11 protein-coding genes are annotated in these 12,362 nt (G+C 61.0%); 8 read left to right on the plus strand and 3 right to left on the minus strand.

Annotated features, from left to right (window positions below; translation table 11 throughout):
- The first annotated feature begins 23 nt into the window (after window positions 1-23).
- From hglS to rimL, 4 genes are all read left to right on the plus strand, one after another.
- Window positions 24-1,367, plus strand: coding sequence for a 2-oxoadipate dioxygenase/decarboxylase HglS (hglS, locus tag LGM20_RS11370; protein WP_032453101.1), 1,344 nt, complete (start codon window positions 24-26; stop codon window positions 1,365-1,367).
- A gap of 41 nt (window positions 1,368-1,408) precedes the next feature.
- Window positions 1,409-2,914 carry a carboxylesterase/lipase family protein gene (locus LGM20_RS11375; RefSeq protein WP_044523531.1) on the plus strand — a complete coding sequence of 502 codons (1,506 nt, stop codon included), beginning with the start codon at window positions 1,409-1,411 and terminating at the stop codon, window positions 2,912-2,914.
- Between the two features lie 306 nt (window positions 2,915-3,220).
- Window positions 3,221-4,876 carry a glucan biosynthesis protein D gene (locus LGM20_RS11380; protein ID WP_032453098.1) on the plus strand — a complete coding sequence of 552 codons (1,656 nt, stop codon included), beginning with the start codon at window positions 3,221-3,223 and terminating at the stop codon, window positions 4,874-4,876.
- Window positions 4,877-4,929: 53 nt separating this feature from the next.
- On the plus strand, window positions 4,930-5,508 hold the full coding sequence (rimL, locus tag LGM20_RS11385) for a 50S ribosomal protein L7/L12-serine acetyltransferase (RefSeq protein ID WP_044523529.1): 579 nt from the start codon (window positions 4,930-4,932) through the stop codon (window positions 5,506-5,508).
- On the opposite strand, the gene ydcK is transcribed toward rimL, so the two are convergent.
- A complete protein-coding gene (ydcK, locus tag LGM20_RS11390; RefSeq protein ID WP_023289907.1) occupies window positions 5,494-6,474 on the minus strand; it encodes a YdcK family protein in 981 nt (326 codons plus the stop codon). The two genes, rimL and ydcK, sit on opposite strands and share 15 nt — an antisense overlap.
- A gap of 111 nt (window positions 6,475-6,585) precedes the next feature.
- On the opposite strand from ydcK, the gene tehA reads away from it, so the two are divergent.
- From tehA to LGM20_RS11405, 3 genes are all read left to right on the plus strand, one after another.
- Window positions 6,586-7,590 (plus strand): dicarboxylate transporter/tellurite-resistance protein TehA, encoded by a 1,005-nt coding sequence (gene tehA / locus LGM20_RS11395; RefSeq protein ID WP_044523528.1) that lies wholly within the window; start codon window positions 6,586-6,588, stop codon window positions 7,588-7,590.
- Window positions 7,587-8,183, plus strand: coding sequence for a tellurite resistance methyltransferase TehB (gene tehB / locus LGM20_RS11400; protein ID WP_044523527.1), 597 nt, complete (start codon window positions 7,587-7,589; stop codon window positions 8,181-8,183). Before tehA ends, tehB begins: the two co-directional genes overlap by 4 nt.
- A gap of 261 nt (window positions 8,184-8,444) precedes the next feature.
- Window positions 8,445-9,113: a DUF3313 domain-containing protein gene (locus LGM20_RS11405; protein WP_004202796.1), complete on the plus strand. Its 669-nt coding sequence runs from the start codon at window positions 8,445-8,447 to the stop codon at window positions 9,111-9,113.
- A gap of 47 nt (window positions 9,114-9,160) precedes the next feature.
- On the opposite strand, the gene LGM20_RS11410 is transcribed toward LGM20_RS11405, so the two are convergent.
- Window positions 9,161-10,057, minus strand: a complete 897-nt coding sequence (locus LGM20_RS11410; RefSeq protein ID WP_044523526.1) for a DMT family transporter — start codon at window positions 10,055-10,057, stop codon at window positions 9,161-9,163.
- Window positions 10,058-10,243: 186 nt separating this feature from the next.
- Between LGM20_RS11410 and LGM20_RS11415 the strand changes: the two genes are divergently transcribed.
- Complete coding sequence (locus tag LGM20_RS11415) at window positions 10,244-11,113, plus strand: helix-turn-helix domain-containing protein (RefSeq protein ID WP_044523552.1); 870 nt, start codon at window positions 10,244-10,246, stop codon at window positions 11,111-11,113.
- On the opposite strand, the gene LGM20_RS11420 is transcribed toward LGM20_RS11415, so the two are convergent.
- Window positions 11,090-12,256, minus strand: a complete 1,167-nt coding sequence (locus tag LGM20_RS11420) for a benzoate/H(+) symporter BenE family transporter (RefSeq protein WP_044523523.1) — start codon at window positions 12,254-12,256, stop codon at window positions 11,090-11,092. The two genes, LGM20_RS11415 and LGM20_RS11420, sit on opposite strands and share 24 nt — an antisense overlap.
- Window positions 12,257-12,362 lie beyond the last annotated feature (106 nt).

Raw genomic sequence — 12,362 nt, forward strand, 5'->3', positions numbered from 1 at the left:
GTATTCACTGGAGGTAACACATCATGGCGAACACCATCACGGCTGATGAGATTCGGGAGCACTTTTCGCAGGCCATGTCGGCCATGTACCAGCAGGAAGTTCCGCAGTACGGGACACTGCTGGAGCTGGTGGCTGACGTCAACCTGGCGGTACTGGAAAATAATCCGAAGCTGCATGAACAACTGGCCAACGCCGACGAGCTGGCGCGCCTGAACGTTGAGCGCCACGGGGCGATCCGCGTGGGCACAGCGGAGGAACTGGCGACGCTGCGTCGCATGTTTGCCATTATGGGGATGTTTCCCGTCAGCTATTACGATCTCTCGCAGGCCGGCGTGCCGGTTCACTCCACGGCGTTTCGTCCTGTCGACGATGCCGCGCTGGCGCGCAATCCGTTTCGGGTATTTACCTCGCTGCTGCGTCTGGAGCTGATCGAAAACCGCGCTCTGCGAGAGCGGGCCGAGGCGATCCTCGCCCGGCGCAACATATTCACTCCCCGCTGCCTGGCGCTGATCGCCCGGCACGAGGCCGAAGGGGCCTTCACCCCAGCGGAAGCCCGCGAGTTTGTGCAGGAGGCGCTGGAGACCTTCCGCTGGCACCGGCATGCCACCGTCGATGAGGAGACCTACCACGCGCTGCATCGCGAGCATCGCCTGATTGCCGATGTGGTCTGCTTCCCGGGATGCCATATCAACCACCTCACGCCGCGGACGCTGGATATTGACCGCGCGCAGGCCCTGATGCCGGAGTGCGGTATTGAGCCAAAGGCCCTGATCGAAGGTCCGCCGCGCCGGGAGGTACCGATCCTCCTGCGGCAGACCAGCTTCAAGGCGCTTGAGGAGCCGGTGATGTTCGCCGGCGAACACCGCGGCACCCACAGCGCCCGCTTTGGCGAAATTGAGCAGCGCGGCGTGGCGCTGACGCCGAAAGGGCGCGCGCTGTACGACCGGCTGCTGCAGGCGGCAGGGACCGGCAAAGACAATCTCAGCCACCAGCTGCATCTGCAGGAGGTGTTCCGCGAATTTCCCGACAGCGAATTTCTGCTGCGTCAGCAGGGGCTGGCCTGGTTTCGCTACCGCCTGACGCCGGCTGGCGAGGCCCATCGCCAGGCGTTTCGCCCGGGCGACGATCCCCAGCCGCTGATCGAGCGCGGATGGGTGGTGGCCCAGCCCATCGTCTATGAGGATTTTTTACCGGTCAGCGCGGCGGGCATTTTTCAGTCCAATCTGGGTAACGAAACCCAGGCGCGCAGCCACGGGAATGCCAGCCGCGAAGCCTTTGAGGCGGCGCTGGGCTGCCCGGTGCAGGATGAGTTTGAACTGTACCGGCAGGCGGAGGAGCGCAGCAAACGACGTTGCGGTCTGCTGTAAAATCAGTACCCTGCTGGCATCAGCCTTACAGGGAGCAGGTTATGCAACATCCGTCGAAACCGTTGGCGAAAACCCGGCAGGGCACGCTGGCCGGGAGCGCAGAGCAGGGGATCCATATCTGGCGCGGCATTCCGTACGCCGCGCCGCCCGTGGGGCCGCTGCGCTGGCGCGCGCCGCAGCCTCCCGCCCGCTGGCATGGCGTGCGTCAGGCCGACGCCTTTTCCGCCGCCAGCTGGCAGGACATTGACTACTGCCGCGAACTTGGCGGCGGGGATCCCGGCCGCTTCAGCGAAGACTGTCTCTATCTCAACGTCTGGGCCCCCGCCAGCGCAGCGCAGCCGCTGCCGGTGATGGTCTGGCTGCACGGCGGCGGGTTTACCATCGGCGCCGGCAGCCTGCCGCCTTACGATGGCCTGGCGCTGGCCAGCCGCGACGTGGTGGTGGTGACGGTCAACTACCGACTGGGCCATCTTGGCTTTTTCGCCCATCCGGCACTGGAGGAAGAGGCGGGCGAGCGTCTGTATAACTTCGCGCTGCTCGACCAGATCGCCGCCCTGCAGTGGGTCCAGGAGAATATTCACGCCTTCGGCGGCGACGCCGCCAACGTCACGCTGTTTGGCGAATCCGCCGGGGCGCGTAGCGTGCTGTCGCTGATGGCCTCGCCGAAAGCGAAAGGGTTGTTCCATAAAGCGATAATTCAGAGCGGATATACCTTACCCGATCTGCCGCGAGAAAAGGCGCTGGAGAAAGGCCGCCTGCTGGCGGAACGCTTCGCCTTGCCGCAGGCCAGCGCCGAACAACTGCGGGCGATCCCGGCGGAGGCCTTCTGGTCGCTAACCGCCCCGCTGAATATCGGGCCAGCGCCCATCGCCGGCGATGTGGTGCTTCCGCAGCCGATGCTGGAGACCTTTTTTGCCGGGCGCCAGCATCCGATGCCGGTGATGATCGGCTCCAATAGCGATGAAGCCAGCGTGATGGCGGTGTTTGGCGTCGATATCGCCGGGCAGATCCAGAAACTGCGCCGCGAGCGCCGTCTGGGGCTGGGACTGATCAAACTCCTCTATCCCGGCGTGAAGGGGGATGAAGCGCTGGGGCGGGAAGTCTGTCGGGATATGGCGTTTACCACCCTCGGCTATGTGGTGATGCAGGCCCAGCAGCGCGTGGGCCAGCCATGCTGGCGGTACTGGTTCGATTATGTGGCGGAAGCGGAGCATGATGTCTATCCGCACGGCGCCTGGCACGGCAACGAGGTGCCCTACGTGTTTGATAACCTGCGGCTCACCGACCCGGTGCGGCAATATGCCAGTAAAGCGGATCTGGCCTTCGCCGCTCAGGTCGCTGACTACTGGGCCCAGTTTGCCCGCGTCGCCAGCGGCGAGCAGGTGCTTGCCGGCGCGGTGCGTTGGCCGGCGTGCGTGCGCGGACGGGATCGTCTGCTGCGCATTGGCCTGCATAAGCGTGCCGGATTTAAAGTGGAGAATCGCTTTATGCGCGCCCGGCTGGCGCTGTTTCGCCGGGTGATGAAGCATCACGTGACCCTCGAATAAAGGGGATGGGTCGCGGCTCAGCGCGGCCCTGCTGCAGGCCGCGGGCGGCTAAGAAACGCCCCGGCGACGATACAGTATGAGTGCTGTCCGCTTTGTTTGCAGGCGGGCCCTGGGCTGGATATTGCGCTCTCCCTCCGCCGGTGATGAAAAAACAGCCTGTTCTGGTAGACAGGGCTTTTTTACCGTTTTTCTGCGGGCAACAATTGGATTATTAATCGTTTTTGTCTAGAGTGGGCGGAAATTATCACGCAGCGTGATGACGCGTTGCGAATCAATTCACCCGTGCAGAAGGACGCTTTCTCAGGCATGAACCGCAGACGTTTTCTTAAATCTTCCATGGCTGTTGCCGCCGTATGCGGAACGTCAGGAGTCGCTTCCTTATTCAGTCAGGCCGCGTTTGCTGAAGACGCGGGCATTGCCGACGGGCAGACACGCCGTTTTGATTATGCCGTGCTGCAGGCGATGGCTCACGATCTGGCGCGCCAGCCGTGGGGCGGCGCCCCGCGCGATCTGCCGCCGACGCTGGCCAATCTCACCCCGCAGGCTTATAACAGCATCCAGTATGACGCCAACCACTCGCTGTGGAACAATATTGAAGAACGCAAACTGGATATCCAGTTTTTCCACGTCGGGATGGGGTTCCGTCGCCGCGTGCGCATGTTCTCTTTAGACGCCGCCACCCAGCAGGCGCGCGAGATCCACTTCCGTCCGGAGCTGTTCAAGTACAATGACGCCGGGGTGGATACCCGCCAGCTGGAAGGCCAGTCCGATCTCGGCTTCGCCGGGTTCCGGGTATTTAAAGCGCCTGAGCTGGCGCGCCGGGATATCGTGGCGTTTCTCGGCGCCAGCTATTTCCGCGCGGTAGACAGCACCTACCAGTACGGCCTCTCGGCCCGTGGGCTGGCGGTAGATACCTTTACCGATACCCCGGAAGAGTTCCCCGATTTCACCTCTTTCTGGTTCGAAACGGTCAAAGGAGACGCCACGGTATTCACCGTTTACGCTCTGCTGGACAGCCCGAGCATCACAGGCGCCTACAAGTTCACCATCCACTGCCAGGATACCCAGGTCATTATGGACGTGGAGAACCATCTCTACGCCCGCAAGGATATCAAACAGCTGGGTATCGCGCCGATGACCAGCATGTTCAGCTGCGGCAACAACGAGCGTCGGATGTGTGATACCATCCACCCGCAGATCCACGACTCCGATCGGCTGTCGATGTGGCTGGGCAACGGCGAATGGGTCTGCCGGCCGTTGAACAACCCGCAGAAGCTGCAGTTCAACGCCTTCCAGGACAAGAACCCGCGCGGATTTGGTCTGCTGCAGCTGGACCGCGATTTCTCCCACTACCAGGACGTGATGGGCTGGTATAACAAGCGTCCCAGCCTGTGGGTGGAGCCGCGTAACCAGTGGGGCAAAGGGGCGGTCAGCCTGATGGAGATCCCGACCACCGGTGAAACGCTGGATAACATCGTCTGCTTCTGGCAGCCGGAAAAGGCGGTGAAGGCGGGCGACGAACTGGACTTCCGCTACCGTCTCTACTGGAGCGCGCAGCCGCCGGTGAGCACCCCGCTGGCGCGTGTGCTCGCCACCCGCACCGGGATGGGGGGCTTCCCGGAGGGATGGGCGCCGGGGGAACACTACCCGGACAAGTGGGCGCGTCGTTTTGCCATCGACTTTGTCGGCGGCGATCTGAAAGCGGCCGCGCCGCGCGGTATTGAACCGGTGATCACCCTCTCCAGCGGCGAAGCGAAGCAGATTGAGATCCTCTACGTCGAGCCGTTCGATGGCTACCGGATCCTCTTCGACTGGTATCCGACCTCCGACTCGACCGACCCGGTGGAGATGCGTCTGTTCCTGCGCTGTCAGGGAGAAGCCATCAGCGAAACCTGGCTCTATCAGTACTTCCCGCCGGCGCCGGATAAACGTAACTACGTTGACGACCGGATCATGAAATAACCCCGTGACAGCCGTGGCCCCCAGGCACCCCCTGCGGGCCCGCAGAGAGCCCCATGACCACAGACATTCCAGCAGTACCTGAGTCGATCCCGGTGACCGAGGGACTGACGCTTACCGCCATTGATGAGCGTTACGTCAGCGACCTGCACCAGCTGGTGGTGAAAAACCAGCGCTGGCTACAGCAGTCGCTCAGCTGGGCCGGAGAGGTGCGCAGCGAAGAGGAGACCCGCCGCCATGTGCAGAGTAACGTGATGCTGCACCAGCGGGATTACGCCAAAATGTTTTTGCTGTATCTCGATAAGCGGCCGATTGGCGTTCTGTCGTTCAACCAGATCGAGCCGCAGAATAAGACGGCCTATATTGGCTATTGGATCGATGAAGATTGCCAGGGGCAGGGGTATCTGTCCCGTTCCCTGCAGGCCTTTATCCACTATTATGCCCGCAGCGGGCTGGTGCGCCGGTTTGTAATCAAATGTCGGGTGGCGAATACCCGCAGCAACCAGGTGGCGTTGCGTAACGGGTTTGTTCTGGAAGGCTGTCTCCGCCAGGCCGAGTATCTGAACGGCAGCTATGACGATCAGAATATCTACGCCCGCATTATTGACCGCGACGAGGCGCTACAGGGCGCCTAACAGCGGCGTTCGGGTGATCTGCTGCTGGCCGTCGAGGGTCTTCGGGCCGCGCAGGTGAATGGCTTCTCCTTCCCGCGCGGCAATCTGCACCTCGTCCCCAAGCGTAACCTGGTGCTCAACGATCACATCGCCGACGATGACAGCCCGACCCTGGATCAGCACGTCGTCGTCAAGCAGAATCGGTCCACCGCGCAGCTGCGCCTCGCCGCCCACCATCGCCCGGTGCTTTAGCAGACAGTTACCTTCAATCACCGCATTCTCCGCAACCTGGGAACTGTAGCGCACAGTGGGAATAGCATCTTCGCCGCGACCCGCGATCAGACGGGCATGCCCGTAAATCCGCGCGTTATCGCACACCCAAACGTCATTCTCCTCGTTTCCCTCAAGCCTGGCGTGGTCAAAGACTTCCGCCCGATGTTCGACAAAAGCGTGCTCAACGTAGGCCTCGCCATAGATCTGCGCCTGATGGAGAATGCGCGACGCGCTGACGGTGGCTCGCTGATAAATCTGCAGCACTTTGTCGCGGTCGGCGGTCAGCCCGCGGGCGGCAATCACCTGACAGTGGGGCAGAAGACGCGCCTCGTCGGCGAGGCGACAGTCACCGCGCACCGTACTCAGGCTAATCGTGACGTTGTCACCAATCTGCGCGTGATGGCTGATCTGCGAGGCGTGAATGGATGCCCGTCCGCTGATGATAGCCCCATGGCTGACCTCGCAGGGGCCATGGAGTCGGGCATCGTCGAGGATGCGCGCCCCGGCGAAGACCACGCTGTTGGCATCGTAGATCCAGCACTCTCCCTGCTGGCTGAGAGCGCTTTCCTCCTCCACCCAGCCGCCTTCGCTGCCCGCTTTGACGTCAGCGAAATCGATAAGCGCCACGATCTGGCGCAGGGTGACGCACTGTTTGCCATCCTCTGCCTGGTAACAATACTGCCGGGTCTGTTCGCTGAGACGGTATTTACGCATTCCCGATCCTCATTACTTATGGTTAACATAAACATAGCAAAGATCGCCGTAGCGCGTGGGATAAGGTTCCTTTAGAATGCAACTTCAAATTAAATTGATATCATCAATAAAATGAACAAAACGCATACGTCGCGGCAGGTGCTAAATCTGCCGGCGGGTTACTTTGGCATGGTGCTCGGCACCATCGGGATGGGCTTTGCCTGGCGTTACGCCAGCACCCTCTGGCCGGTCAGCCGCAGCATTGGTGATGGGCTGGTGACGCTGGCGATGGCGATGTGGGTCCTGCTCAGCATGGCGTTTATCAGCCGGGCGATCCGCTTTCCGGCGAGTGTGCTGCAGGAGATGCGACATCCCGTCAGCAGCAGCTTCGTCAGCCTGTTTCCCGCCACTACCTTGCTGGTATCGATTGGTCTGGTACCCTGGTGCCGGCCGCTGGCCATCGGGCTGTTTGTGCCGGGCGTGGCGCTGCAGCTCGCCTATGCCGCCTGGCAAAGCGGCGGCCTGTGGCGGGGAAACCATCCTCGCGAGGCCACTACGCCGGGGCTGTATCTGCCCACGGTGGCGAATAATTTTATCAGCGCGATGGCCTGCGGCGCGCTGGGGTTTACCGACGCCGGACTGGTGTTCCTTGGCGCCGGAGTCTTCTCCTGGCTGAGCCTTGAGCCGGCTATCCTCCATCGTCTGCGCAGCGCAGGCGAACTGCCGACCGCGCTGCGCACCTCGTTGGGGATCCAGCTGGCGCCTGCGCTGGTGGCCTGCAGCGCCTGGCTCAGCGTCAACGGCGGGGAGGCTGATACCTTGGCTAAGCTGCTGTTTGGCTACGGTCTGCTGCAGCTGTTGTTTATGCTGCGTCTGATGCCCTGGTATCTTCGCCAGCCGTTCAATGCTTCTTTCTGGAGCTTCTCGTTCGGTATTTCCGCACTGGCCACTACCGGCCTGCATCTGGGCCAGGCGAAGGCGGATGGCTTTTTTCATCATCTGGCGCTGCCGCTCTTTATTTTTAGCAATCTGGTCATCGGCCTGCTGCTGCTGCGCACAGGGCTGCTGCTGGTCAGCGGGAAACTGTTGCTACAGGTTGACCGGGAAACACTCCTGAATAAGAAGGAAGGATCATGACAACGCGTGACGCGGACTATTTTAGTGAAAAATATGGACTGACCCGCACCCACTCCGAGGTGCTGCATGCCGCGACGATGGTGCCGCCGGGGCGGGCGCTGGATCTGGGCTGCGGCAACGGACGTAACAGCCTTTATCTGGCGGCGAACGGCTTCACGGTGACGGCGTGGGATAAAAATGCGATGAGCATCAATAATCTGGAGACTATTCGCGCCGCCGAAGGGCTGGATAATCTGCAGACCGCGGTGAAAGACCTCAACAGCCTGACCTTTGACGGCGAGTATGATCTGATCCTCTCCACCGTGGTGATGATGTTTCTTGAGGCCGGCGCTATCCCGGGACTCATCGCCAATATGCAGCGTTGCACCGCCGCCGGGGGCTATAACCTGATTGTCGCGGCGATGGACACCGAGGACTATCCCTGCACCGTCGGCTTCCCGTTTGCTTTTAAACCCGATGAACTTCGGGAGTACTACCGGGGCTGGGAATTACTGAAATACAATGAGGACGTCGGTGAGCTGCATCGGACCGACGCCAGCGGCAACCGGATCAAACTGCGCTTCGCCACGCTGCTGGCGCGCAAGCCCGCATAATCCTCAGCGGCGCGTGATATGGCTGAGATTGACCGCGCCGCCTTGCGCTAATACCCATCGGATAAAGCAGCGCGAAAAGCCTCGCTGAAAAGAGGGTTAAAGGCGACCTGTTCATCTATTAAGTAATTATTTAATAACGTAATGTTGATCCCATCAATATTTGTATATCTTCCTTGACGAAGCCCTCATTTTGTCACAAAACTACTGGGTCTTATCTGCTATAACGTCTGCCGAAAAAACTGCATTTACAGGGATCTCTTTATGCGTACTCGCGTGTTATTTAAAGTCGCCGCTCTGGCGGGGATGTTAGCGTTGACGGGCTGTGCGTCCAAACTGGCGCAGCCGAATCAGTATTCGGGCTTTTTAAAAGATTATTCCAACCTGAAAGAAGCCACCACGGCCTCCGGCAAGTCGGAGCTGCGCTGGATCGACCCAAACTACAATCCGGCTAACTACGATAATGTCGTCTACCATCCGGTAACGTACTATCCGGTACCGAAGCCGACGACCCAGGTCGGTGAAAAGGCGTTGCAGGATATTCTTAATTACACCAACAAACAGCTCAAACAGGCCATTTCCGAGCGTAAACCGCTGGCTACCACCGCCGGCAAGCGTAGCCTTATTTTCCGCGGGGCGATCACCGGGGTGGACTCCAGCAAAGAAGGGCTGCAGTTCTATGAAGTGGTTCCGGTCGCGATGATTGTTGCCGGTACTCAGGCCGCCACCGGCCATCGTACGATGGACACCGACCTCTATTTTGAAGCCGAACTGATTGACGCCAGCACCAACAAGCCGGTGATCAAAGTGGTTCGTAAAGGGGAAGGAAAAACCCTGGCCAATGAAAACACGCCGCTGACCATCGAAACCATGAAGCAGGTGATCGATGATATGGCGGTCGACGCCGTCAAATTCGACCCTTCCCAGCGGTAATCTCGCCAGCGCCGTCTGCCGACGGCGCTGTTTTATCTTCCGCCGTTTCAGGCCAGCTTTCGGCGCAGCAGCAGCTGTTCCGGTTTGGCAAACATCACCAGATTACCCAACAGGATCAGCGCCAGTCCGATAACGGCGTTGCTGTGCCATACATAGCCTTCATAAATGGTGGAGATGGACAGGGCGACCAGCGGAAACAGCAGCGTACTGTAGGCGGCTTTGCTGGCGCCGATGCGTCCCACAAGGGTGAAATAGGCGCCGAAGGCGACAACTGAGCCGAACAGCGCCAGGTAAAGCAGGGCGCCAAGATAGCTGACGGTCCACTCCGGCATAAAATTATCCCCGCGGAGGAGTGCGATGGCGCCCATCACCAGCGTGCCGTACAGCATCGCCCAGCTGTTGGTGGTCAGCGTCTCCAGCCCCCGCCGCTGGTGACGAATACTGAACATATTGCCCAGCGAAAAGCCGTAAGTGCCCAGCGCGCTCAGACCGATCCCCCACAGTAGCGAAGCGTTCAGCCCGTTGGCCAGCAGGTCATCCCAGAACAGGGTGACGATACCGGCCAGACCGAGCGCGGCGGCAGCCCAGAAGCGTCCCGGCGGCTGCTGACGGAAGAAAAGAAAGCTGTTGATGGCGTTAAACAGCACCGCCATGGAAAAGATCACCGATTCCAGACCGGTGTTGATCCAGGCGGCGGCGGTATAAAAGCACCAGAAATTGAAGCAGAAGACGCAGCAGCCCTGCAGCAGGCAGCAGAGATGGTCCTTCGCGCCCAGCGGCCGCAGACGTCGCGTGACGAGCAGAATCGCCAGCATCGTGACGCTGGCCACGGCGAACCGCCAGAAAATCGATACCGGCGCCGCCACCGGCCCCTGCTGTAAAAAAATCGCAATCCACGTCGTTCCCCAGATAACGACAACGAGTGCATAAAGTAATGCGTTCACCCTGATTCTCCTCTGCCTGTTGAAGGGAGGAGTATGCCGCCTGCCGCAACCTGCGGCTTTCACCCGCTTGTTGTCGGCTTGCAAATTCTTGCGCTTATTTGTCTTTCGCCGGCGGTGAGGACTGGAAACCGCGTCGCAGTCTCCCTAGACTAGAGTTTTTCCAGACAGGACAGATGCGTGAAGGCGATGGGTTACGGGACGTTTGAAACATTACGGCGACAGAACGCGGTGCTGAAGGGCACCGTGGAGCTGAATTCCGGTATTCAACTGGCCGCCTGGTATAACAACTGCGATACCGTAACGGTACGCAGCGATCATCATACCTTAAGCCTGTACGTCGCCGATGGTTATGAAAGCTATCAAAAGACGCCGCACGGCTGGAAGAATGGCGGCGGCCCGGATCGCTTTTGCCTGATGCCGAAAGGCGATGAAAGCGTCTGGGATATCCGCGGCGATCTGTCGTTTGTCCATCTCTATTGTACCGATGCGCATCTGCGCCGTGTCGGGGAGGAGGTGTGGGATCGCAGCCCGGCGAACTTCACCCTGCAGGAGAAAACCTTTGCCAGCGATGACAAAATCACCACCGTGTATCGTCAGTTTTTGCTGGCTAATGACTGGCGACAGCCGGCGAACCAGCTGACCCTTAGCGCCGCCAGCAGTTTATTGCTCACCCATCTGATCCAGCACTATGCCACCGTGCAGTGGCGTTTGCCCTCGGTCACCGGGGGACTGGCGCCGGGGGTGAAGCGTCACGTGCTGGCCTGGATCGACGCTCACCTCGATCAGCCATTGACCCTGGCCGACCTGGCGCAGCAGGCGGGACTGAGTGAATTTCATTTTGCCCGTATGTTCCGCCAGTCGCTGAATATGGCTCCGCATCAATATGTGATGCAGCAGCGAATGGCGAAGGCGCAAAACCTGATCTGCCACAGCGCGCTGCCGCTCACCGAGATCGCTCTGGCCTGCGGTTTCAGCTCCGCCAGCCATTTCAGCCATCGGGTCAAAGCCGCCACCGGCCTGACGCCGACCCAGCTACGGGCGGCGCAGCGCGGATAGCACGCCGTAGCTCACTCCGCCGAGCACCACGCCCCAGAATGCCGAGCCAATTCCCGCCAGCGTCACGCCGCTGGCGGTGATCAGAAAGGTCAGCACCGCCGCGTCGCGCTCACTGGCCTGATGTACCGCCTGAAACAGACTACCGCCGATGGTGCCGAGCAACGCCAGGCCGGCCAGCATCTGGATCCACGCTGTCGGCAGGGCCGACATCAGCGCGGTGATCGATCCCCCGAACAGACCGGCCAGCAGATAAAAACCGCCTGCGGCCATGGCCGCCAGCCAACGCTTCTGCGGATCCGGGTGCGCTTCCGGGCTCTGACAGATGGCGGCGGTGATCGCCGCAATACAGATCGAGTAGACCCCAAACGGCGCCAGCAGCAGCGCCAGCCCCCCGCAGACAACGATCAGCGCGGAGACCGGTACGGCATAGCCTGATGCCTGAAGGGTAGCGAACCCGGGCGCGTTCTGTGAGGCCATGGTCACGAGGAAGAACGGCAGGCCGACGCTGAGCAGCAGCGCCGGGGTAAACTGCGGGGCGATCCATTCCGGCGCCACAAACGCCAGCGGCACAGCGGCGCTGGCCACCTCCCCGGAGGCCGCGGCAATCAGCGCCCCGGCAACCAGCGCGGCGACCACGGCGAAGCGGGGCCACAGCGCCTTACACAGAAGCCAGGCGGCGAGCATGCCGCCGCACAGCAGCAGATGATCCTGGAAGCCGGCGAAGGCCTGCAAACCGAAACGCAGCAGAATGCCGGCCAGCATCGCGGCGGCCAGCGAATGGGGAATGATTTTCATCAGCCGGGCAAACAGGCCGGTAACGCCGCAGAGGACGATCAGCGCATTGGCGAAGATAAATACCCCCACCGCCTCAGGGAGGGTCACCCCCTGCAGGCCGCTGACCAGCAGGGCGGCGCCCGGCGTTGACCAGGCGGTGAGCACCGGCACTTTTCGCCAGCCGCTCAGCGCGAGGGTGCTGACGCCCATGGCGAGGCCCAGGGCCGTCATCCAGCCGGCGATCTGCCCGGGCGTGGCGCCGGCGGCAGCGGCAGCCTGCCAGATGATGGCGGCAGAGCTGGCGTAGCCCACCAGCACGGCGACGAAGCCGGCGAACAGGCTGGGAAGCGGAACGGTAAACGAGCGCATAGTTTTCTCTTGTGCGTTATAACGTCCGATTACTCTATCATTGTGCGTTTTAGCGCACAAGGTTCCTGCGTGGTGAGGGCTGCGCACCGCGGCTCTTGTCGCAAAC

It is taken from the genome of Klebsiella quasipneumoniae subsp. quasipneumoniae, from assembly GCF_020525925.1.
GTDB lineage: Bacteria > Pseudomonadota > Gammaproteobacteria > Enterobacterales > Enterobacteriaceae > Klebsiella > Klebsiella quasipneumoniae.